A 20,528-nucleotide genomic window follows, 5' to 3' on the forward strand; every position below is an offset into this window, starting at 1 on the left:
TCACGGCAGAACGTTGCACAGCGCGTCCAGCGCCCCCGTCCACCCCGAGTCCGACGGCGTCCCGTACCCCACCACCAACGCGTCCCGTTCCGGGGCGAGTTCGGGGTGGCGGTAGCGGGAGAGGCCTTCCAGGGCCAGGCCCTGCCAGGTGGCGGCCCGGATGATGGAGCGCTCGGTGCCGGGCGGGAGTTCGACCAGGGCGTGCAGCCCGGCCGCGATGCCGCTGACCCGCACCTCGGGGGCCCGCTCGGCGAGCGCGGTCACCAACTGGTCGCGGCGGCGCCGGTAGTGCAGCCGCATGCCGCGCACATGACGGTCGTACGCGCCGGACCGGATGAACTCGGCCAGCGTCAGCTGGTCCAGCGAGCCGTTCGCCCACTCCCCGCCCTTGGCCTGCACGACCTCGTCCGCGAGATGTCCGGGCAGCACCATCCAGCCCAGGCGCAGTCCCGGCGCGAGGGACTTGCTCGCGGTGCCGAGGTAGACGACGTGCTCGGGGTCGAGGCCCTGGAGCGCGCCGACCGGCTGGCGGTCGTATCGGAACTCCCCGTCGTAGTCGTCCTCCAGGATCAGCCCGCCCGTGGTGCGCGCCCAGTCGACGGCCGCCGCCCGCCGGTCGGGCAGCAGCGGCACCCCGATCGGGAACTGGTGCGCGGCCGTCATCAGCACCGCCCCCACCCCCCTCATCGCCCCCAACTCCTCGGTACGGGTGCCCAGTTGATCGAGCGGCAGCGCCGGGGTGCGAAGGCCCGCGTCGGTCAGCACGTTCCAGTGGAAGTCGAGGCCGTACGACTCGACCGCCACCTCCCGCACCCGGCGGGCCCTCAGCACCTTGGCCATCAGCATCAGGCCGTGCAGGAACCCGGAGCAGACGACGATGCGGTCCGGCGAGGCGTACACGCCGCGCGCGCGGGCCAGATAGTCCGCCAGGACCGTACGCAGCTCGATGCGGCCGCGCGGATCGCCGAAGCCGAAGGCCTCGTGCGGGGCGTCGGTGAGCGCCCGGCGGGCCGCCTTGAGCCACTCGGCGCGCGGGAAGGAGGCGACGTCGGGCGAGCCCGCCATCAGGTTGTACGTGGGCTTGCGGCGGGTCGGCAGGCGCCGGGTGTGGCTCCGGTCGGGGCGGGCCACGGCTCGCTGGGCCACCGTCGTCCCGGAGCCCTGGCGCGCGGTGAGCCAGCCCTCGGCGACCAGTTCGGCATAGGCGTCGGCGACGGTGTTGCGGGCGATCCCGAGGTCGGCGGCGAGCGAGCGCGAGGACGGCAGCCGGGTGCCGGGAGTGAGCCGTCCGCTGCGTACGGCTTCGCGCAGCGCGTCCGTGAGGCCCGAGCGCAGGCCCGCGCCGCCCACGTCGATGTGCAGATCGACACCGAGAGTTTCCGGAGAAGTGGCCCAGGATTTCACCATGGGAATGGACCATACTCGGGTGCCACACTCCACGTACGTTCGTCCCATGACCACGAACGAGACCAAGACGTACGCACCCGAGCAGTTCCCCCGCCTCCAGTGGGCCAAGGCCGCACCCGAGGTCTACAAGGCCATGATCAAGCTGACCGCCGCCGCCGAGCGCGGGCTCGACCCGGTGATCGCCGAGCTGGTCAAGATCCGCGCCTCGCAGCTCAACCACTGCGCCCTGTGTCTGGACATGCACAGCAAGGATGCGCTCGCGGCCGGCGAGTCGGTGGAGCGGATCGTGCAGCTCAGCGCGTGGGAGGAGTCGGCGCACTTCTACACCGAGAAGGAGCTCGCGGCGATCGAGCTGGCCGAGGCGGTCACCGTGCTCACCGACGGCTTCGTACCGGACGAGGTGTACGAGAAGGCCGCCAAGCACTTCGAGGAGACCGAGCTCGCGCAGCTCATCGCGACCATCGCCATGATCAACGCCTGGAACCGCTTCGGCGTGACCACGCGCGGCGCGGCCGGCCACTACACCCCCGGAATGTACAAGTGAGCACAGGGGCAAGGGAGTTCCAGGTCCCCGAGGACGTCTATCTGAGCCTCGCCGGGCTCGGCGCGGCCGCCAAGCGGGGCCTGGGCGACCCGGCCCTCGCCGAGCTGGTGATGATCCGCGCGTCCCAGCTCAACCACTGTGCCTTCTGCCTGGACATGCACCTCGCGGCCGCCCGCAAGGCCGGCGAGGCCGAGGAGCGGCTCGGCCTTCTCGCGGCGTGGGAGGAGGCCGGCGACCTGTTCACCCGGCAGGAGCGCGCGGCCCTCGCCCTCACCGAGGCGGTCACCGTCCTGACCGAAGGCTTCGTACCCGACGCGGTGTACGGGCAGGCCGCCGAGCACTTCACCGAGACCCAACTCGCCCACCTCATCGCGACGATCACCGTCATCAACAGCTGGAACCGCCTGATGGTGACCCGCCGCACGGCACCCGGAGAAACCGAATGGCACAGCTGAACCCTGCCGCCGCCTTCCGCGCCCTGCACCAGGGGCGCACCCCGGGCGATCCGCTGATCCTGCCGGGCCCCTGGGACGCGGCCAGCGCCCGGGTCTTCGAAGAGGCCGGCTTCCCGGCCCTGGCCACGCCGAGCGCGGGGGTCTCGGCGTCGCTGGGGTGCGAGGACGGTGCGACGCCGGCGGACGAGATGTTCGCCGCGGTGACCCGGATCGTACGGTCCGTCTCGATCCCCGTCTCGGCGGACATCGAGGGCGGCTACGGCCTCGACGCCAAGGAGCTGGTGGACCGGCTCCTGGAGACGGGCGCGGTGGGCTGCAACCTGGAGGACTCCGCCGGGGGCGCCCTCAAGGACCCGGCCCGGCACGCCGACTGGCTGGCCGAGGTGCGCGCGGAGGCGGGCGACCGGCTGTTCATCAACGCCCGCGTCGACACGTACATCCGCGGGCTGCCCGAGCTGGACGCGACGATCGCGCGGGCCCGGGCGTACGTGGCGGCGGGCGCGGACGGCGTCTACCCCTTCGCAGCCCCGGCCGAGCACCTGCCGGAGATCGCGAAGGCCGTGCCGGTACCGGTGAACATGGCGGTCCTGCCGGACGCCCCGGGCCCGCGCCGCCTCGGCGAACTGGGCGCGGGCCGCATCACGTTCGGCCCGGGCCTCCAGATCCGCGCGACGAACGCGCTGCGGGACATCGCCCGCCAGGTGCGAGAGCTGTAGCCGCCGTACGTGGATGAGGGTGCGCCCGGCCTTGTGCGGCCGGGGGCACCCTCTTGTGCGTACCGGCCGTTCGTCGGCCGGGGCACCCTCGCATCCTCGTACTCGCTACTCGTCGTCCGGCTCGTCCTGGGCGCGCAGGCCCGCCACCCACATCGGCATCAGCCAGTGCGCGATCACCCCGGCGACCAGGGCCATCAGGGCGGGCCGGCCGGTGGAGCCGCCCGCGAGCCCGTACCCGATGACGGCGCCCGCGGCCGCGAACAGCAGCCCGGTGGTGATCCGGTGGGCGCGGGCCAGAACCTCGCTGCGCTCCGCGCGCTGGCGCTCGTCCAGGGCCCGGCGGCGCAGTTCGAGGAGGCCGCGCGTCGAGGCGTTGATGGCGCCGGTGGCGATGCACCAAGGCAGCACCAGCGCGAGCATCACCCACATCGCGACCATCGATCCGCCGACGTCCGCGACCAGCCCGGCCGTCACCGTCGCCGCGGTCATCAGCACGTGCACGGCGACCAGGACCCGCCTGCGGCCCGCGGTCGCGTACAGCGGCGCCGCCTCGCGCCGGTTCATGATCTCCTGCATCCGCCGGTCGTAGCGCGTCAGCTGGGCGTTCGTCACTGGTTCCTCCCGTAGGCCTCGTCGGTGAGCGGGCGGAACGGTTCGAGGGAGAACAGCGCCTCCACCGGAAGCCCGAAGTACTGCGCGATCTTCAACGCCAGGTCGAGGCTCGGGTTGTACTGCCCCCGCTCGATGTAGCCGATGGTCTGGTAGTGGGCGCCCACTGCCTCGGCCAGGCTCTGGCGCGACACCTTGCGCTCGGCACGCACCATCGCCAACCTGTTGTGCACCTGCTCGCTCATGTATAAGAAGTACTACATTGATGAGCAGGAACACAACGAGCGGGGAGTTTTCATGTTCGGACGCAGGGAGCTTTCGGTGCTGGTGCTGCGCGACGCGGACGACATCGCGCAGGCGCTGCGGGAGGCGCTGGAGGGTGCCGGGGAGGCGGAGCGCCCGGGTCTTGAGGCGGCCGTCGAGATGGCCGAGCGGGCGGCGGCCGTGCCGGACCGCGAGCTGCGTGCCCGCTGGGTGCGCGAGCAGCGGGCCTCGGTCGGCTACACGGGCCCGGACGACGAGTCGGTGCACGCCGTCAAGGCGCTGCGCCAGGCCCAGCCGGGGCTCAGCCTGCTCTCCGCCGTGCAGCTGACGAGGGACGCGGCGGCGAAGTAGCGGGAAACGGGCGGAGCCCCGGCAGTGGCTGCCGGGGCTCCGTCGAAGTGCTTGCTGCTTGGCTCAGATGAGGCCGAGCTCGCGGACCGCCTCGCGCTCCTCGGCGAGCTCCTTGACGGAGGCGTCGATGCGCGCGCGGGAGAACTCGTTGATGTCCAGGCCCTGGACGATCGAGTACTTGCCGTCCTTCACGGTGACCGGGAAGGAGGAGATAAGGCCCTCGGGGACGCCGTAGGAGCCGTCCGACGGGATGCCCATGGAGGTCCAGTCGCCCTCGGCGGTGCCGTTGACCCAGGTGTGCACGTGGTCGATGGCGGCGTTGGCGGCCGAGGCGGCCGAGGACGCGCCACGGGCCTCGATGATCGCCGCGCCGCGCTTGGCGACGGTCGGGATGAACTCGTCGGCCAGCCACTGCTCGTCGCCCACGACCTCGGCGGCGTTCTTGCCCGCGATCTCCGCGTGGAAGATGTCGGGGTACTGGGTCGCCGAGTGGTTGCCCCAGATGGTCAGGCGCTTGATGTCGGAGACCGTGGTGCCGGTCTTCTTCGCCAGCTGGGAAATCGCCCGGTTGTGGTCCAGACGGGTCATCGCGGTGAAGCGCTCGGCCGGTACGTCCGGGGCCGAGGCCTGCGCGATGAGCGCGTTGGTGTTGGCCGGGTTGCCGACGACGAGGACCTTGATGTCGTCCGCGGCGTTGTCGTTGATGGCCTTGCCCTGCGGCTTGAAGATGCCGCCGTTGGCGGACAGCAGGTCGCCGCGCTCCATGCCCTTGGTGCGCGGGCGGGCGCCGACGAGCAGGGCCACGTTGGCACCGTCGAAGGCCACGTCGGCGTCGTCCGTGATGGTGATGTTCCGCAGCAGCGGGAAGGCGCAGTCGTCGAGCTCCATGGCGGTGCCCTCGGCGGCCTTCAGGGCCGGGGTGATCTCCAGGAGGCGCAGGTTGACCGGCACGTCCGGGCCGAGCAGGTGACCGGAGGCGATGCGGAAGAGCAGCGCGTAGCCGATCTGGCCGGCCGCGCCGGTGACGGTGACATTCACGGGAGTGCGGGTCATGGCGATCTCCGTTAGAAACAGCGGGTGGTGGGGGGTTGCCCCTCGTTTCCGGGCACCCCGTACGCCGGAAACCTGACGTGCGACCGTCTGAATCTTGACGTGAAGAGATGTCCAGCGGTCAGGCTATCCGACCCTGGGCGTCCCACACCCCCGTACACCTGTGGGACGCCTCACGCTGATCGATCATTGACCGGCAGTGGCCGTTCCCGCCTTGCCCGTGACGCCCGCGGCGGCCTTTCCGGCGGCGCAGCCGCTCTTGCCGTTCTTCAGCGTGGCGCACGCCTTCGCGGCCGCCGGGCCCTCGACGGCGAGCATCTTGGTGTACGTGTCGCGGTACGCGTCCGCCACCACCGCGTCGCCCGCCGTGCCGCCCGAGCTGATCTGCACCCGGTCCCCCGGGGCGACCTGCTTGAGGCGGGCCCAGGCCGCCCCGCACGTCTTGCTGTAGCGCACCTCGACGACCGAGACGCCGACCTTGGCGCTGCCCACCGTCTGGACCAACTTGTCGGTGCAGCCCATCGCTTCGGGGTCCTGGCCGGTGCAGGAGGCGGCCACGCACTTGACCCCGGCGGGCGGCACGGGCGCCGGGGCGGAGTGGCTCGGGGTGGGCTTGACCTGCTGCTTGTCGTCGCTCTTGCCGAGGTCGGTGAGGAGCACGGCGGACGTGATGACGAGCAGCGCGCCGGCCACCCCGGCCAGGAACATGGCGATCCTGCGCCGGTTGTGGCCCGGGGCGGCGGGCGGCTTGGGGGCCCACTGCTTCGCCTGTTTCGGCCGCCGGTCGGTGAGCCCCGCGCTGGGCGAGTGGGCGCGCACCCCGCCCGGCGGCTCGGCCGGCCCGAACTCGCCGAGCGCGGCCCGCGCCTGGGCGACCTGCGTGGCCCCCATGGTGCGGTCGTGCCGCTGCTCGGAGCGGCTCCAGGCCCGCTCGGCCAGCTCCCACATGGTGGTCAGATGGACGGGGTTGGTGCCGGTCACCTCGGCGAGCGCGAGGACGGCCGCCTTGGGGGCGAGGAGGCGGCCGCCGAGATACCGCTCCCAGGACGTCTTGCTGTACCCGGTGCGGTCGGCTATGGCGGCGACGCTGAGCCCGCTGCGATCCACCAGCCTGCGCAGCTGGCTCGCGAACTCCCGTACCTGTGGGTCGAGTTCCTCCGGCAGCGCCTTCCAGCGAGGCATCGCTTCCCCCAAATTTCCGTCACTACCCCCAGGGATGCACGGGCTCAGGATGTCAGTTCCCGCACTGGTGCGCACCGGGACGAAGGAGGCTACTTGGGGCGGGTGGGGAGGTTCAGGGGCGGGCGCCGCCGGGGGTGACCAGCCCGGTCTCGTACGCCACCACCACCGCCTGGGCCCTGCTGCCCAGGTCGAGCTTGCTCATGGTGCGGTTGAGGTGGGTCTTGACGGTGGCCTCGCTGATGAACAGCTGGTCGGCGATCTCCAGGTTCGACATGCCGCACGCGGTCAGGCGCAGCACTTCGGTCTCGCGGGCGGTCAGCGCGCCGATCTCGGGCGGCGGTTCGTCGCCGGGCCGGCCGGTGCGGGAGGCGAAGGCCTCGACCAGGCGGCGGGTGACGCTGGGCGCGAAGAGGCCGTCGCCGCCGCCGACCGCGGCGACCGCCGCGAGCAGCCGCTCGGGCCCGGAGTCCTTGAGCAGAAAGCCCGCGGCTCCGGCGCGCAGCGCCTGGTAGACGTACTCGTCGAGGTCGAAGGTGGTCAGGATGAGGATGCGCGGCGCGGGGTCGGGTGCCTCGGCGAGGATGCGCCGGGTGGCCTCGATGCCGGTCGTGCCGGGCATCCGGATGTCCATGAGGATCACGTCGGGGCGCGTCGCGGCGGCCTGACGTACGGCCTCGGCGCCATCGCCCGCCTCCCCCACCACCTCGATCCCGGGCGCGGCCCTCAGCAGTCCGACCAGTCCGGCCCGGATGAGGAACTGGTCGTCGACGACGAGCACCCTGATCATCCCGATGCTTCTTCTTCCCCCTGAACCGCCCCTGCGGAGGTCGGCAGGGTCAGGGTCACGGCGAACCCGCCTCCGCTCCGCGGGCCGATGCTGATCGACCCGCCGTAGAGCTTGGCCCGCTCCCGCATGCCAATCAAGCCGTGTCCACCACCCGTACGCACTCTGTCCGAAATCACCCCCTCCCGCTCGGCACTCTTGCCCTCATTGATGACCGAAACAGTCAACTCATGCTGTTTGTAATGGAGTTGGACCTCTGCCCGGGTTTTCCCGGCGTGCTTGAGTACGTTGGTGAGCGCCTCCTGCACCACGCGATAGGCGCACAGTTCGACGCCGGGCGCCAGCGGGCGCGGGGTGCCCAGGGTGCGTACGGTGACGGGGGTGCCGCCGGCCCGGATGCGGTCGGCCAGCTCGCCGATCCGGTCCAGGCCCGGCATGGGGGCTGCGGGCGCCCCGTCCTCGGCCTCCCGCAGCACCTGGAGCATCCGGCGCAGCTCTTCCAGGGCCTCGGCGCTGGTGCCGGAGATGGTGGCGAGCGCGGCCCGCGCGGTGGCCGGGTCGGAGTCGAAGACGAATCCGGCCAGGCCGGACTGCACGGAGATCACCGACATGTGGTGGGCGACCACATCGTGCAGCTCCCGTGCGATCCGGCCGCGTTCGGCGGCCACCTCGCGGCGAGCCCGCTCGGCCTGTTCGCGCCGGAGCTGGCGGGCGAGCTCGGTGGAGCGGCGCGCGATCGCCCCGAAGCGGATCAGGACGAGCGCGAACACGAGGGCCTGGGTGACGACGGACGCCATGGACCCGCGCGGGCTCGCCGCCACCCCGGCGTAGATCCAGGCCCCCACCATGACGAACCCGCAGGCCACCGCCGTACGCAGGGCACACAGGGAGGCCACCGTGTACAGCGAGAGCAGGGGCCCGAAGGTGACCACGACGGGCCAGTACCCGCCGGCCACGTACACGGCGAAGACGAGATGCGTCCACAGCAGCACGGCCAGCGGTGCCCGCACCCGGAACGCGAGCGGCAGCCCGGCGAGCGCGACCAGCAGATATCCCCAGGCGTCCAGCGGATCCCAGCCCTGGCTCCCGGACTCCTTGCCGAGCACCGCGGAGGCGCCGGTGAGGGCCACGGCGATGAGCGCATCGGCGAATTGGGGGCGGATCCGCATCGTCGCAGGGTAGCCCCGGTGCGGCCAGGAGGACGTCAACCCGTCGCAGTACCGCGGGAGTTGCAGAGACCGGGTACCTACTACCGCTGTTCCAGAGGGAGTTCAACCTGGAGCGGGACGACCGGGGGTCGTACCGGCCGTAGGTTTCCACCAGCAGGACGGCGGCGCCCCGCACTCACCCGGGGGAGAGCGCGGGGCGGCTCGGCACTTCGCCCTACCTGACCGTGAAGTGAACCGCGTCCTCAAGGAACGGCACGTTCAGCCAGGGCCGGGGCTGGGCCATGAGGGACAGCAGCACGATGGCAAGCCCGAGCACCCCGTACGTGGTGATGTCCGTGAAGCGGGACCGGACGGCCAGCATGCCGACGGACGGCAGCGTCCACCGCAGGGCCGCGCCCGCGAGCAGAGCGGCGCCGATGATGACGAGCCCGACCCGGAAGGCCTGGCCGAACGGTTCGGTCGCCACCATCAGGAGCCCGAGGCCGACCGCGACCAGAACGGAGAGCAGCGGCCACTGGCGGGCGGGTGCGGACGCGTCCCCGGGTGCGGCACGGCCGCCGCCCTCCGGCCGCGCGGTGTCCCGTGTGACGGACGGGAACCGTCGCGAGCCGCCCTTGCGGGGCCGCGCCGCGGGCGCGTCCGCAGCGGACTCACCCGCGGCCGGGGGCCCCGCGTCCTTGGACGGCTCGCGACTCGTACCAGCACCCATGGGCCTCAGGCCTTTCCGGTCAGCCCGCGTCGGCGGCGAGCTCGGCCGCCTCGACGACGTTGACGAGCAGCTGGGCGCGGGTCATCGGGCCGACGCCGCCCGGGTTGGGCGACAACCAGCCGGCGACCTCGGCGACACCCGGGTGCACATCGCCGACGATCTTGCCGCTCTCGTCGCGGCTGACGCCGACGTCGAGCACGGCCGCGCCCGGCTTCACGTCCTCCGGCTTGATGAGGTGCGGGACGCCGGCCGCGGCGATGACGATGTCGGCCTGCTTGAGGTGCGTCGACAGGTCACGGGTGCCGGTGTGGCACTGGGTGACCGTCGCGTTCTCGGAGCGGCGGGTGAGCAGCAGCGGCATGGAACGCCCGATGGTGACGCCGCGGCCGACCACGACGACCTCGGCCCCGTTGATCTCCACACCGTGCTTGCGGAGCAACTGGATGATGCCGTACGGGGTGCAGGGCAGCGGGCCGGGCTCGTTGAGGACGAGGCGCCCGAGGTTCATCGGGTGCAGACCGTCGGCGTCCTTGGCCGGGTCCATCAGCTCCAGGATGCGGTTCTCGTCGATGCCCTTGGGCAGCGGCAGCTGGACGATGTAGCCGGTGCACGCGGGGTCCTCGTTCAACTCCCGCACCACCGCCTCGATCTCGTCCTGCGTCGCGGTCGCGGGCAGCTCGCGCTGGATGGAGGCGATGCCGACCTGTGCGCAGTCGCGGTGCTTGCCCGCGACGTACTTCTGGCTGCCGGGGTCCTCCCCGACGAGCACGGTCCCCAGGCCGGGCGTGACGCCCCGCTCCTTCAGGGCCGCCACACGGACGGCCAGTTCGGATTTGATCGCTGCGGCGGTGGCCTTGCCATCGAGAATCTGGGCGGTCATGTTTCCCATTCTTTCAGGGCGACGCTTGATCGCCCAAGTTGCACTTGCACAACACATCCAGCAACCGGCTGGACAAACTTATGTCTCATTTAGAACGATGACCCGCGCAGTGCCGCGGGCAGTGCCGGGGGGCAAACCGCTCAGAACAGCTATTCCTCCGCTCGGGCCGCGTCGTCCCCGCAACACCAACGGAGGAAAATCCGTCATGAGCTTCGGCGACCCGAACAACCCCTACGGGCAGCAGCCCCAGCAGCCCCCGCAGGGCGGCAACCCGTACGGCCAGCAGCAGGGCCAGCCCGGCTACGGCTACCCCCAGCAGGCCCCGCAGGGCGTGCCGCCGCAGGGCTACGGCTACCCGCAGCAGCCCGGCCAGGTTCCCGGCCAGCCGCCGTACGGCGCGTACCCGCAGGCGCCGGGCACGCTCCAGGCCAACAACGGCTTCATCAACGTGCCGGCGCTCGGCACCGTCGAGATCGCCTCGATGGGCCGCCGCCTGTGCGCGCGTCTGATCGACGGCGCCGCGATCGGTGTCATCCTCAGCATCATCATGACTGTCGGCCTGGCCAGCGCCGTCGGCATCGCCAAGGACTGCGACGTCAACTCGGCCGACTACCAGTCCTGCATGAACGACGCAGGCGCGAGCATCATCACCGTGATGTTCACCTGGATCGCGGTCATCGGCGCCTTCACGCTGCTGTACGAGTGGCTGATGGTCTCCATCCTCGGCGCGACCCTGGGCAAGCTGGCCCTCGGCCTGCGCGTGGTGAAGGAGAACACGGGCCAGAACCCGGGTCTGGGCGCGGGCTTCATCCGCTACATCATCCCGATCGTCGGCGCGTTCCTCTGCTACATCGGCGCCATCCTGGTGTACCTGTCGCCGTTCTTCGACAACTCCGGCAAGCTGCAGGGCTGGCACGACCGGGCCGCCGGCACGCTGGTGATCAAGAAGGCGTAACCGCCACCGTACGGTCGCTTCGGGCCGCGCTCCTTCCCAGGAGCGCGGCCCTTCGCGTGTGCGGGGTCGGTGCGGGGTCAGTGGAAGAAGTGGCGCGTTCCGGTGAAGTACATCGTCACGCCCGCCTTCTTGGCCGCCTCGACCACCAGCTCGTCGCGGACCGAACCGCCGGGCTGGACCACGGCCTTGACCCCGGCGTTCGCCAGGATCTCGAAGCCGTCGGGGAACGGGAAGAACGCGTCGGAGGCGGCGTACGAGCCCCGCGCGCGATCCTCGCCGGCCCGCTCGACGGCGAGCTTCGCGGAGTCGACCCGGTTGACCTGGCCCATGCCGACGCCGACCGAGGCGCCGTCCTTGGCGAGCAGGATCGCGTTGGACTTGACGGCCCGGCAGGCGATCCAGGCGAAGGCGAGTTCCTTCAACTCGGCCTCGGACAGGGCCTGTCCGCTGGCCAGCGTCCAGTTCGCGGGGTCGTCGCCCTCGGCCTGGAAGACGTCGGTCTGCTGGAGCACCGCGCCGCCGGAGACCGCCTTGAGGTCGCCGGGCTGGTGCGGGGTGCCGGCCACCTTGAGCACCCGGATGTTCTTCTTGCGGGCCAGCACCTCGACGGCGCCGTCCTCGTAGTCCGGGGCCGCGATGACCTCGGTGAAGATCTCGGCGACCTGCTCGGCCATCGCCACCGTCACCGGCCGGTTGACGGCGATGACGCCGCCGAACGCGGAGAGCGGGTCGCACTCGTGGGCCTTGCGGTGCGCGGTGGCGAGGTCGGCGTCGACCGCGATGCCGCACGGGTTGGCGTGCTTGATGATCGCGACGCAGGGCTCGTCGTGGTCGTAGGCGGCGCGGCGCGCGGCCTCGGTGTCCACGTAGTTGTTGAAGGACATCTCCTTGCCGTGCAGCTGCTCGGCGTTGGCGAGCCCGCCCGGCTGGCCGTCGGTGTAGAGGGCCGCGGCCTGGTGCGGGTTCTCGCCGTAGCGCAGGGTCGACTTGCGCTCCCAGGTGCCGCCGAGGAACTCGGGCAGCGCGGCGCCGCCCTCCTCGGGCGCGTACACATTGGTCATCCAGGACGCCACGGCCACGTCGTACGCGGCGGTGTGCTGGAACGCCTCCGCCGCCAGGCGCTTGCGCGCGCCGAGGTCGAAGCCGCCGCTCTTGACGGCGTCGAGCACGGCCGCGTACCGCTGCGGGCTGGTGACGACGGCGACCGAGGGGTGGTTCTTGGCGGCGGCCCGGACCATCGAGGGCCCGCCGATGTCGATCTGCTCGACGCACTCGTCGGGGCTCGCGCCGGAGGCGACGGTCTCCTTGAACGGGTACAGGTTCACGACGACCAGCTCGAAGGGGCGCACGCCGAGCTCGTCGAGCTGCGCGCGGTGCGCGTCCAGGCGCAGGTCGGCGAGGATGCCCGCGTGCACCTTGGGGTGCAGCGTCTTGACCCGGCCGTCGAGGCACTCGGGGAACCCGGTGAGCTCCTCGACCTTGGTGACCGGCACCCCGGCGGCGGCGATCTTCGCGGCGGTCGACCCGGTGGACACCAGCTCGACCCCGGCCGCGTGCAGCCCTTGCGCCAGCTCCTCAAGACCCGTCTTGTCGTAGACGCTGACCAGCGCCCGCCGGATGGGCTTGACGGTGTCCGTACTAACCGAGTTCACCGATCTGAACCTTTCGTCCCTCAATGCGGTAGCCGTTACGGGCCAGGCGCCCCACGACATCGACGAGCAGCCGTCGCTCGACTTCCTTGATCCGCTCGTGCAGAGCGGCTTCATCGTCCTCGTCCCGGATCTCGACCACGCCCTGGGCGATGATCGGGCCGGTGTCGACGCCGTCGTCGACGAAGTGGACGGTGCACCCGGTCACCCTGGCGCCGTACGCGAGCGCGTCGCGGACGCCGTGGGCCCCGGGAAAACTGGGCAGCAGCGCGGGGTGGGTGTTGACCACACGCCCCCCGAACCGGGCGAGGAATTCCTTCCCCACGATCTTCATGAACCCGGCCGAGACGACCAGGTCCGGCGCGTACGCCCCGGTAGCCTCGGCCAGCGCGGCGTCCCACTCCTCACGTGAGCCGTGGTCCTTGACCCGGCACACGAAGGTCGGGATCCCGGCCCGCTCGGCGCGCTCCAGGCCGGCGATGGAATCCCGGTCGGCGCCGACGGCCACGATCTCGGCGCCGTATCCGTGCGGATCGGCGGCGATGGCGTCGAGCAGGGCCTGCAGATTCGTGCCGGAACCGGACACCAGGACCACAAGTCGGGCAGGGCGCCCGGTTTCGGGCGGGGAAGGGGACGCGGAGGGGGGCGGGGAGGCCACGGCGGGGCTCTTTCTCGCGGTCGTACGTCTTTGTGTGGTCGTACGAACGAATCGCACCCCTCGATACGGGGAACTCTACGAAAGCGCCGACCGTCAGCAACGATACCGGCACACCGGACGGCCCCCACGGGACGGGGGCCGGACCGCCAGGTAGCGTCTGGGAGGACGCCGCGAGACGAGACCTGTCTCACTTACTTGTTTCACTTACATGCGAGATGTGACCCCCTGGCCCGACCGGCCGGTCGCGGGTCCGAGGGGAAGACGTTCACCAGATGCCGGACCGACGCCACCAGTTGTTCGCAGCCCGCCAGTCCTCCACCCCCGGCTCCCCTCACTCGACGGACCCGGGGAACTCGGGACCGGAGGGCGCGGGAAGCGGCACCGGAGCGGGCCCCGCCGACGACAACCCCTTCGCCCCGCCGCCCGAGGGCCGCCCCGACCAGCCCTGGCAGCCGCGCCGCCCCGAATCGGGCGAGGGTCACGACCATCAGCAGGGTTCGCCCTGGGGCAGTCAGTGGAGCAACCAGCAGCCCGGCCGCGCGCCCGGCGGCTTCGGCCAGCGCCCCGAACGTCCCGAGGGCGGCCCGGGTCAGAACCCGCCGCCCCCGCCGGGCCTGCGCTGGGACCCCACGGACCCGGCCCAGCGCCGCGCCCGCTATGCGCTGCTTTCCGGGATGTGGGCGTTCTTCTTCGCCCTGTTCGACATGCCGGAGGTCGCCCTGCTCCTGGGGGCGCTCGGCCTGTACTGGGCGATCAGCTCCCTGCGAGCCAAGCCGAAGCCCCCTCAGGCGCCGTCCGCCACGTCCCCGGCTCCCACCGCCCCCGCCGCCCCGGCGCCGCCGCAGGGCAGGCCGCAGATGACGGCGGCGGTGACGGGCCTGGTCACGGCGGTCCTGGCGCTGACGGTGGTGGCGTCGACCTACGCGATGCAGATCGTGTACCGCGACTACTACACGTGCGTGGACGACGCCCTGACCAAGTCGGGCCAGCTGGCCTGCAACGACCTCCTCCCGGAGAAGCTGGTGCCGCTGTTCGGAGTGAAGGAGTAGCCCCTCCCGGGCGGGCTCACTCGGGCTCGGTGCGGTCCGAGCCAGGGGATTCGGGGTCGGGTACGGGGCCGGGCTTCCGGGTGGGATCGGCGAGTGGGCCGGGGCCACCTCCCGGTGCCGGCCCCTCCGGCGGTTGAGGTGCGGAGCCCGCGGGCTCCGGTGCCGGGTCCGCCGGCAGCCCGAGATACCGGCGCAGCTCGGCGTCGACTCCCGCTACCGACCCGGCATCGGCCCCGGGCCTGCCCGGCATTCGAGGAGCGGTGGCCGCGGGCTCCGGTGCCGGGTCGGCCGACCGCCCGAGTCCCGGCGAAAGTCCGGGCTCGCTTCCCGACCCTGCCCCGGCGTCAGTTTCCAGCCCCTCCGGCATTCGAGGAGCGGTGGCCGGGGCGGGCCCCCAGGCACCGAGCCCCCGCGCCGGGTCGGCCGGCAGCGCGCGATCCGGTCGCAGTCCGGGATCGCCCCCGAGTGCTGACCCGGCATCAGCCCCCGGCGTTTCCGGCGATTGAGGAGCGGGAGCCGGGGTGGGCCCCCAGGCGCCGAGCCCCACTGCCGGGTCGGTCGGCAGCCCGAGATACCGACGCAGTTCGGCATCGGTTCCCGACAGTGACCCAGCCCCGCTCCCCGGCCCCTCCGGCGTTCGAGGAGCGGGGTCCGGGGTGGAGCCCCGGTTCGGGAAGGGGCGGGGTGGGGAAGAAGCCGCGCCGCTCCCCGCCAAGGACGTGTCCGCCATCAGCCCGCCCGACGCCTCCTTCAGCGCGGCCCACCGCGCCTCCCGCGCCCCGTCCTCGTGCCACAGCCCAGCCCCGCCCACCGGCGTGAAGTCGTAGTCGTACTCGGCCCCGCCCCCCTGGGCGACGGGCGCCGCAACCGCCTTGCGCCGACGCGGCAGCCGCGCGAGCACCCCCGCCATCCGGGCCCGTACGGAGCGCCGCTCAGCAGAAACCCACCTCCGGCACCCCCTCAGGATCACCGCCAACGGCACCCCCACACCCGCCACCCACAGCAGCGCCGCACCCCCGGTACGCCACCAGACCGGCCCCAGTACGGCCAGCGCCCCCGTGCCCAGCGGCCCGCCCGCCACGGCCGCGAGCAGCGCGAGCCCGCACCCGCACAACACCGCCCCGAGCAGGGCGGCCCACGCGGTCGCCCGACGCCCCCACCCCTCGGCGTAGGCCGTCCGCGCGGTGAACCGGGCCAGCACAATTCCCGCCGCCAACGGCACCCCCGCCGCAGCCCAGTTCCACCAGGATCCGTGCCCGCCGGTCGGCACCGCCGCGAGCAGCGGGAAGCGCGGCAGCGCGGGCGCACCGGCCACGCCCAGGGGGCTCGCCACCGCCCCCGCGCCGACGGCGAAGCCGGGACCGAGCCCGTACGCCGCGCCCCACACCGCCGCGTTCGGCACCAGCGCGACGCCGAGCAGCAGCAGCCCGAACCGCCCCGAGGAGTCCTCCGCGAGCTTCAGGAACGCGTCCTCGGCGACGCCGAGGTGCCAGACGACCCCGGCCCCCGTGAGCAGGGCGCCGCCGCCGAGCAGCACCGCGGTGGCGGCCCCGGCGGCCCGCGCGGCAACACTCGTACGCACGGCCAGGAGCGTACGCCGCACCCACGCCGGAACACGGTCCGGCAGCGGCCCGAGCGGGCGGCCGTGCGCGGTCCAGACGCCGGCTCCGGCCGCGAGCGCCACCGTGAGCGGCAGGTGCAGCAGCGCTCCGAGCGGGGCCGCGGGCAGCGGCCCGGCGGCCGCGTACAGCACGGCGGCGACCGCGATCGCAAGGTATCCGCAGGTCACGCCGCAGAACACGGCCCGCGCGGAGGGCAGCGGCCCGAGGCTGCCGTCCTCGTATGCCTCGCCCTCGTCGGACACCCGCACATCGCGGGCCGCGCGGTGGGCGAGCCAGACAGGCAGGACCGTCAGAAGCAGCGGAACCAGGCCCACCGGGGCCGGTGTGCCGCTCAGGGTTTCGGGCCTGACCAGCGGTGCGCCATGGGCGAGCAGCCACAGGGAGGTGGCCGTGCGCAGGGCGCCGCCGAGCCCGTTGTCGGGGTAGGGGGAGCAGATCCACAGCATCATCACGAGCACGGCCAGGGCGCCGAGCCCGAGCCCCGCCGCGATCGCGCCGCGCAGCAAACAGGTGGCGAGTACGGAGGGGCGAGCCTGGGCGGGAGACAACGGCAGGCTGCGGTCGGTCACTTGGGTCACCCGGGCCATGCTGCCAACGACACGCGCTTTCTTCGCGTAACCGGCGAATGGCCGATGTGTCGCCCAATATACGGTTATGTACTTTTTCACCCGGGGCGATTCGAGCTGCGTCGCCAAGGGTGCAACAGCCGCTACGGCCTTCGCGGGGAGCCCTGGGAGACCTTCATGACACAGAGCACGGCCGATACCAATGACACCGGTGCCAGGCCTCCCCTGCCCACCCCCAAGGAACGGCGCCGCCTGCGGGAGGCCAAGGACCTGAGCGAGGCGCAGATCGCGACGGCCATCGGCGTCACGCGGGCGACCGTGCGCTCCTGGGAGACCGGCCGCACCACGCCGCGCGGCCGCAAGGGCGACACCTACGCCCGGCTGCTCGCCACCATCGAGGCGGAGATGGCGGCGGTGGCCGACCAGGACGACCTCGACGACGACGACGGCAACGGCTCCGGCTCCGGCTCCGGCTCCGGCTCCGGCGAGCAGGACGCGGCCCGTCCGGCCACCGCCGCCCGGACCAAGCCTGTGAAGGGGAAGGGGACCGAGCAGCCCGCGAAGCCGCACGCGGCGAACACCCGGCCCAAGCCGGCCGCCAAGAAGGCCGCGAAACCCCCGGCCACCCCGCACGCCCGTCACGAGCACACGGCCCCGGCTCCCGCTCCGGCCGCCTCCGTGTCCGTCCCCGCCAAGGAGGCGCTCACGTCCGGCGCGCCGACCGGGGGCGCCGCCCATGTTGTGCCGGAGCAGCCCCCGGAGCCCGAGGAAACGGAAGCGGCCGAGCCCGACGGCGCACTCGAAGCACCCGCCCCGCCCGCCGATCCGGACCCGGGTCAGACCACCACATCGGTCCCGCACACGGCGGCCGAGGCGTTCGACGCGCTGTACTGCTCCACCGCCTCCGGCCTCGCCCGGCAGGCCTATCTGCTCACCGGGCGGACCCGGCTTTCGCGCGAATCGGTGGAGCGCGCCTTCCATCTGGCCTGGGAGAACTGGCCCGAGGTCGCCACCGACCGGGATCCGGCGGGGTGGGTGCGGGCGGCGGCGTACGAGTACGCGATGGCCCCCTGGCACCGCTTCCGGCGCGCCCACAAGCACCCCGACCAGCCGCCCAACGAGCCCGAACGCCGGGCGCTGCTCGACGCGCTGCTCGATCTGCCGCCCGCCTACCGGCGCACGGTGCTCCTCTACGACGGCCTCGGGCTCGACCTGCCGGAGACCGCCGCCGAGACGGAGGCCAGCACCCCGGCCGCCGCGAGCCGCCTGCTGCAGGCGCGGGACGCCATCGCCCGCCGGGTGCCCGCGGCGGCCGGGGCCAAGACTCCGGAGGCCCTCTCGTCCGTACTGCGCGAACGCATCGCCGATCTCGCAGCCGCCGGACCCGCCTCCGTCACCGCGCTGCCGTCCGCTCCGGTCGTACGCACCGGGAGTGAGCGGCGCCGCCGGTTCTGGACCCGGGCCGCGATCGCCTTCACCACGCTGATCGTCGGGGCGACGATGTTCACCGTGGTGACGGTGCCGCACTTCCACGTGCGCCCGGTGCCGCCCGGCGAACGCGTCGCCGGCGTCCCTGCCATCAGCGGCCCGCAGCGGCTGACCGGCGAGAACGTCGAACTGCGCGACAAGCTGCGCACGGCACAGGGCCGCGGCCCGCACCGGCTGGTCCCGAACATCCGCTGACCGCCCGTTCCCGGGTACGCACGGGGGCCCGCACCCCCCGAGGAGTGCGGGCCCTTCATGCGTACCCGAGGAGCTGAGCTCCGCGAGACGGTACTCAGCCGGCGAGGATGGCGCGCGCGAGCTTGGCGGTCTCGGTCGGCGTCTTGCCGACCTTGACGCCGGCGGCCTCCAGGGCCTCCTTCTTCGCCTGGGCGGTGCCGGAGGAGCCGGAGACGATGGCGCCGGCGTGGCCCATGGTCTTGCCCTCGGGCGCGGTGAAGCCCGCGACGTAGCCGACGACCGGCTTGGTGACGTTGGCCTTGATGTAGTCGGCCGCACGCTCCTCGGCGTCGCCGCCGATCTCGCCGATCATCACGATCAGGTCGGTCTCGGGGTCGGCCTCGAACGCGGCGAGCGCGTCGATGTGCGTGGTGCCGATGACCGGGTCGCCACCGATGCCGACGGCGGACGAGAAGCCGATGTCGCGCAGCTCGTACATCATCTGGTAGGTCAGCGTGCCGGACTTCGATACCAAGCCGATACGGCCCGGCTTGGTGATGTCGCCCGGGATGATGCCGGCGTTGGACTGGCCGGGGGTGATCAGACCCGGGCAGTTCGGGCCGATGATCCGGGTCTTGTTGCCCTTGGCGTTCGCGTACGCCCAGAAGGCGGCGGAGTCGTGGACGGCGATGCCCTCGGTGATGACCACGGCGAGGGGGATCTCGGCGTCGATGGCCTCGACGACGGCGGCCTTGGCGAACGCCGGCGGCACGAAGAGGACGGAGACGTCGGCGCCCGTCTTCTCCATCGCCTCGGCGACGGTGCCGAAGACCGGGACCTCGGTGCCGTCGAAGTCGACGGACGTGCCGGCCTTGCGGGGGTTCACGCCACCGACGATGTTGGTGCCGTCGGCCAGCATGAGCTTGGTGTGCTTCATGCCCGTGGCGCCGGTCATGCCCTGGACGATGACCTTGCTGTCCTTGGTGAGGAAGATAGCCATGGTGGTGTCTTAACCTCTTCCCTTACTTCGCAGCCGCGAGCTCGGCGGCCTTGTCGGCCGCGCCGTCCATGGTGTCCACACGCTGCACCAGCGGGTGGTTGGCGTCGCTGAGGATCTTGCGACCCAGCTCCGCGTTGTTGCCGTCGAGACGGACGACCAGCGGCTTGGTGACCTCTTCGCCCTTCTCGGCGAGCAGGGCCAGCGCCTGGACGATGCCGTTGGCGACCTCGTCGCACGCGGTGATGCCGCCGAAGACGTTGACGAACACGGACTTGACGTCCGCGTCGCCGAGGATGATCTCCAGGCCGTTCGCCATCACCTGGGCGGACGCGCCGCCGCCGATGTCGAGGAAGTTGGCCGGCTTCACGCCGCCGTGGTTCTCACCGGCGTACGCGACGACGTCCAGGGTGCTCATGACGAGACCCGCGCCGTTGCCGATGATGCCGACTTCGCCGTCCAGCTTCACGTAGTTGAGGTTCTTGGCCTTGGCGGCCGCCTCAAGGGGGTTGGCCGCGGCCTTGTCCTCAAGGGCCTCGTGCTCCGGCTGGCGGAACTCGGCGTTCTCGTCCAGGGACACCTTGCCGTCGAGGGCCAGGATGCGGCCGTCCTTGGTCTTGACCAGCGGGTTGACCTCGACCAGGAGCGCGTCCTCGGCGACGAAGGTCTTCCACAGGGTCACCATGGCCTCGGCGACACCCTCGGCCACGTCGGCCGGGAACTTCGCCAGGGCCACGATCTCGCGGGCCTTCTCGATGTCCACGCCGTCGACGGCGTTGACCGGAACCTTCGCGAGGGCCTCGGGGGTCTTCTCCGCGACCTCCTCGATGTCCATGCCGCCCTGCACCGACGCCATGGCGAGGAAGGTGCGGTTGGTGCGGTCGAGGAGGTACGAGACGTAGTACTCCGCCTCGATCTCCGGGGACAGCTCGGCGATCATCACCTTGTGGACCGTGTGGCCCTTGATGTCCATGCCGAGGATGTCCGTCGCGCGGGCGACGGCCTCGTCCGCGTCGGCGGCCAGCTTCACGCCGCCGGCCTTGCCGCGGCCACCGACCTTCACCTGCGCCTTGACGACCGACTTGCCGCCGAGACGCTCAGTGGCCTCGCGCGCCGCCTCAGGCGTGTCGATCACTTCACCGGCCAGCACCGGTACACCGTGCTTGGCGAAGAGGTCCCTCGCCTGGTACTCGAACAGGTCCACGCGCGTCCGTCCCTTTTCAGTGGTATCGCGGTTCCGTTGTCTGCTG

The 20,528-nt window shown here is 72.2% G+C and carries 21 protein-coding genes; 7 read left to right on the forward strand and 14 right to left on the reverse strand.

The window, feature by feature from the left end:
- Positions 1 to 1,407, reverse strand: coding sequence for a PLP-dependent aminotransferase family protein (locus tag ACSHXC_RS15270; protein WP_438292141.1), 1,407 nt, complete (start codon positions 1,405 to 1,407; stop codon positions 1 to 3).
- A 46-nt stretch (positions 1,408 to 1,453) separates the two neighbouring features.
- Between ACSHXC_RS15270 and ACSHXC_RS15275 the strand changes: the two genes are divergently transcribed.
- The 3 genes from ACSHXC_RS15275 to ACSHXC_RS15285 are packed head-to-tail and all read left to right on the forward strand — an operon-like array spanning position 1,454 to position 3,122.
- A complete protein-coding gene (locus ACSHXC_RS15275) occupies positions 1,454 to 1,951 on the forward strand; it encodes a carboxymuconolactone decarboxylase family protein (protein ID WP_438292142.1) in 498 nt (165 codons plus the stop codon).
- A complete protein-coding gene (locus ACSHXC_RS15280; RefSeq protein ID WP_438292144.1) occupies positions 1,948 to 2,406 on the forward strand; it encodes a carboxymuconolactone decarboxylase family protein in 459 nt (152 codons plus the stop codon). Before ACSHXC_RS15275 ends, ACSHXC_RS15280 begins: the two co-directional genes overlap by 4 nt.
- Positions 2,394 to 3,122: an isocitrate lyase/PEP mutase family protein gene (locus ACSHXC_RS15285; protein WP_438292146.1), complete on the forward strand. Its 729-nt coding sequence runs from the start codon at positions 2,394 to 2,396 to the stop codon at positions 3,120 to 3,122. Before ACSHXC_RS15280 ends, ACSHXC_RS15285 begins: the two co-directional genes overlap by 13 nt.
- Positions 3,123 to 3,227: 105 nt before the next feature.
- Here ACSHXC_RS15285 and ACSHXC_RS15290 read toward each other — a convergent pair whose 3' ends face one another.
- Together ACSHXC_RS15290 and ACSHXC_RS15295 are read right to left on the reverse strand one after the other, a co-directional pair.
- The gene (locus ACSHXC_RS15290) at positions 3,228 to 3,734 is read right to left on the reverse strand and encodes a hypothetical protein (protein ID WP_438292147.1); all 507 of its coding nucleotides are present in this window, start codon (positions 3,732 to 3,734) and stop codon (positions 3,228 to 3,230) included.
- Positions 3,731 to 3,976, reverse strand: coding sequence for a helix-turn-helix transcriptional regulator (locus tag ACSHXC_RS15295; protein WP_344375383.1), 246 nt, complete (start codon positions 3,974 to 3,976; stop codon positions 3,731 to 3,733). Before ACSHXC_RS15295 ends, ACSHXC_RS15290 begins: the two co-directional genes overlap by 4 nt.
- Positions 3,977 to 4,028: 52 nt before the next feature.
- On the opposite strand from ACSHXC_RS15295, the gene ACSHXC_RS15300 reads away from it, so the two are divergent.
- On the forward strand, positions 4,029 to 4,346 hold the full coding sequence (locus ACSHXC_RS15300; RefSeq protein ID WP_438292148.1) for a hypothetical protein: 318 nt from the start codon (positions 4,029 to 4,031) through the stop codon (positions 4,344 to 4,346).
- 63 nt (positions 4,347 to 4,409) lie between these two features.
- On the opposite strand, the gene ACSHXC_RS15305 is transcribed toward ACSHXC_RS15300, so the two are convergent.
- The 6 genes from ACSHXC_RS15305 to ACSHXC_RS15330 form a co-directional block, all read right to left on the reverse strand.
- The gene (locus tag ACSHXC_RS15305) at positions 4,410 to 5,399 is read right to left on the reverse strand and encodes a malate dehydrogenase (RefSeq protein ID WP_438292149.1); all 990 of its coding nucleotides are present in this window, start codon (positions 5,397 to 5,399) and stop codon (positions 4,410 to 4,412) included.
- Positions 5,400 to 5,582: 183 nt separating this feature from the next.
- The gene (locus ACSHXC_RS15310; protein WP_438292150.1) at positions 5,583 to 6,578 is read right to left on the reverse strand and encodes a DUF2690 domain-containing protein; all 996 of its coding nucleotides are present in this window, start codon (positions 6,576 to 6,578) and stop codon (positions 5,583 to 5,585) included.
- Between the two features lie 112 nt (positions 6,579 to 6,690).
- The gene (locus ACSHXC_RS15315) at positions 6,691 to 7,365 is read right to left on the reverse strand and encodes a response regulator transcription factor (RefSeq protein WP_438292151.1); all 675 of its coding nucleotides are present in this window, start codon (positions 7,363 to 7,365) and stop codon (positions 6,691 to 6,693) included.
- Positions 7,362 to 8,531 carry a sensor histidine kinase gene (locus ACSHXC_RS15320; protein ID WP_438292153.1) on the reverse strand — a complete coding sequence of 390 codons (1,170 nt, stop codon included), beginning with the start codon at positions 8,529 to 8,531 and terminating at the stop codon, positions 7,362 to 7,364. The genes ACSHXC_RS15315 and ACSHXC_RS15320 overlap by 4 nt, the downstream gene beginning before the upstream one ends.
- A gap of 214 nt (positions 8,532 to 8,745) precedes the next feature.
- Positions 8,746 to 9,240 (reverse strand): DUF3017 domain-containing protein, encoded by a 495-nt coding sequence (locus ACSHXC_RS15325; protein ID WP_438292154.1) that lies wholly within the window; start codon positions 9,238 to 9,240, stop codon positions 8,746 to 8,748.
- Between the two features lie 19 nt (positions 9,241 to 9,259).
- A complete protein-coding gene (locus ACSHXC_RS15330) occupies positions 9,260 to 10,120 on the reverse strand; it encodes a bifunctional methylenetetrahydrofolate dehydrogenase/methenyltetrahydrofolate cyclohydrolase (RefSeq protein WP_344375376.1) in 861 nt (286 codons plus the stop codon).
- Positions 10,121 to 10,325: 205 nt separating this feature from the next.
- Here ACSHXC_RS15330 and ACSHXC_RS15335 point away from each other — a divergent pair, with 205 nt between their 5' ends.
- Complete coding sequence (locus tag ACSHXC_RS15335; protein ID WP_438292156.1) at positions 10,326 to 11,075, forward strand: RDD family protein; 750 nt, start codon at positions 10,326 to 10,328, stop codon at positions 11,073 to 11,075.
- Between the two features lie 77 nt (positions 11,076 to 11,152).
- Here ACSHXC_RS15335 and purH read toward each other — a convergent pair whose 3' ends face one another.
- Both purH and purN read right to left on the reverse strand, forming a co-directional pair.
- The gene (gene purH, locus ACSHXC_RS15340) at positions 11,153 to 12,787 is read right to left on the reverse strand and encodes a bifunctional phosphoribosylaminoimidazolecarboxamide formyltransferase/IMP cyclohydrolase (protein WP_438296601.1); all 1,635 of its coding nucleotides are present in this window, start codon (positions 12,785 to 12,787) and stop codon (positions 11,153 to 11,155) included.
- Positions 12,714 to 13,382 (reverse strand): phosphoribosylglycinamide formyltransferase, encoded by a 669-nt coding sequence (gene purN, locus ACSHXC_RS15345; RefSeq protein WP_438292158.1) that lies wholly within the window; start codon positions 13,380 to 13,382, stop codon positions 12,714 to 12,716. The genes purH and purN overlap by 74 nt, the downstream gene beginning before the upstream one ends.
- 272 nt (positions 13,383 to 13,654) lie before the next feature.
- Here purN and ACSHXC_RS15350 point away from each other — a divergent pair, with 272 nt between their 5' ends.
- Positions 13,655 to 14,431 (forward strand): hypothetical protein, encoded by a 777-nt coding sequence (locus ACSHXC_RS15350; RefSeq protein ID WP_438292159.1) that lies wholly within the window; start codon positions 13,655 to 13,657, stop codon positions 14,429 to 14,431.
- A 16-nt stretch (positions 14,432 to 14,447) separates the two neighbouring features.
- Here ACSHXC_RS15350 and ACSHXC_RS15355 read toward each other — a convergent pair whose 3' ends face one another.
- Positions 14,448 to 16,631 carry a cell division protein PerM gene (locus ACSHXC_RS15355; RefSeq protein WP_438292160.1) on the reverse strand — a complete coding sequence of 728 codons (2,184 nt, stop codon included), beginning with the start codon at positions 16,629 to 16,631 and terminating at the stop codon, positions 14,448 to 14,450.
- A gap of 165 nt (positions 16,632 to 16,796) precedes the next feature.
- Between ACSHXC_RS15355 and ACSHXC_RS15360 the strand changes: the two genes are divergently transcribed.
- The gene (locus ACSHXC_RS15360; protein WP_438292161.1) at positions 16,797 to 18,302 is read left to right on the forward strand and encodes a sigma factor-like helix-turn-helix DNA-binding protein; all 1,506 of its coding nucleotides are present in this window, start codon (positions 16,797 to 16,799) and stop codon (positions 18,300 to 18,302) included.
- A gap of 94 nt (positions 18,303 to 18,396) precedes the next feature.
- Here the strand turns inward: ACSHXC_RS15360 and sucD are convergent, their stop codons facing one another.
- Both sucD and sucC read right to left on the reverse strand, forming a co-directional pair.
- Positions 18,397 to 19,281 carry a succinate--CoA ligase subunit alpha gene (sucD, locus tag ACSHXC_RS15365; RefSeq protein WP_438292162.1) on the reverse strand — a complete coding sequence of 295 codons (885 nt, stop codon included), beginning with the start codon at positions 19,279 to 19,281 and terminating at the stop codon, positions 18,397 to 18,399.
- A 22-nt stretch (positions 19,282 to 19,303) separates the two neighbouring features.
- Positions 19,304 to 20,482 (reverse strand): ADP-forming succinate--CoA ligase subunit beta, encoded by a 1,179-nt coding sequence (gene sucC / locus ACSHXC_RS15370; protein WP_386000782.1) that lies wholly within the window; start codon positions 20,480 to 20,482, stop codon positions 19,304 to 19,306.
- Positions 20,483 to 20,528: the final 46 nt, after the last annotated feature.

It is taken from the genome of Streptomyces sp. HUAS TT7 (genome assembly GCF_051550175.1).
In the GTDB taxonomy this organism is placed as follows: Bacteria; Actinomycetota; Actinomycetes; order Streptomycetales; family Streptomycetaceae; genus Streptomyces.

Coding starts and splice junctions, on each gene's coding strand:
- ACSHXC_RS15270 (WP_438292141.1), bottom strand. CDS start 1,407: ATGGTGAAATCCTGGGCCACTTCTCCGGAAACTCTCGGTGTCGATCTG.
- ACSHXC_RS15275 (WP_438292142.1), top strand. CDS start 1,454: ATGACCACGAACGAGACCAAGACGTACGCACCCGAGCAGTTCCCCCGC.
- ACSHXC_RS15285 (WP_438292146.1), top strand. CDS start 2,394: ATGGCACAGCTGAACCCTGCCGCCGCCTTCCGCGCCCTGCACCAGGGG.
- ACSHXC_RS15295 (WP_344375383.1), bottom strand. CDS start 3,976: ATGAGCGAGCAGGTGCACAACAGGTTGGCGATGGTGCGTGCCGAGCGC.
- ACSHXC_RS15300 (WP_438292148.1), top strand. CDS start 4,029: ATGTTCGGACGCAGGGAGCTTTCGGTGCTGGTGCTGCGCGACGCGGAC.
- ACSHXC_RS15305 (WP_438292149.1), bottom strand. CDS start 5,399: ATGACCCGCACTCCCGTGAATGTCACCGTCACCGGCGCGGCCGGCCAG.
- ACSHXC_RS15310 (WP_438292150.1), bottom strand. CDS start 6,578: ATGCCTCGCTGGAAGGCGCTGCCGGAGGAACTCGACCCACAGGTACGG.
- ACSHXC_RS15315 (WP_438292151.1), bottom strand. CDS start 7,365: ATGATCAGGGTGCTCGTCGTCGACGACCAGTTCCTCATCCGGGCCGGA.
- ACSHXC_RS15320 (WP_438292153.1), bottom strand. CDS start 8,531: ATGCGGATCCGCCCCCAATTCGCCGATGCGCTCATCGCCGTGGCCCTC.
- ACSHXC_RS15325 (WP_438292154.1), bottom strand. CDS start 9,240: ATGGGTGCTGGTACGAGTCGCGAGCCGTCCAAGGACGCGGGGCCCCCG.
- ACSHXC_RS15330 (WP_344375376.1), bottom strand. CDS start 10,120: ATGACCGCCCAGATTCTCGATGGCAAGGCCACCGCCGCAGCGATCAAA.
- ACSHXC_RS15335 (WP_438292156.1), top strand. CDS start 10,326: ATGAGCTTCGGCGACCCGAACAACCCCTACGGGCAGCAGCCCCAGCAG.
- purH (WP_438296601.1), bottom strand. CDS start 12,787: ATGTCGTGGGGCGCCTGGCCCGTAACGGCTACCGCATTGAGGGACGAA.
- ACSHXC_RS15350 (WP_438292159.1), top strand. CDS start 13,655: ATGCCGGACCGACGCCACCAGTTGTTCGCAGCCCGCCAGTCCTCCACC.
- ACSHXC_RS15360 (WP_438292161.1), top strand. CDS start 16,797: ATGACACAGAGCACGGCCGATACCAATGACACCGGTGCCAGGCCTCCC.
- sucD (WP_438292162.1), bottom strand. CDS start 19,281: ATGGCTATCTTCCTCACCAAGGACAGCAAGGTCATCGTCCAGGGCATG.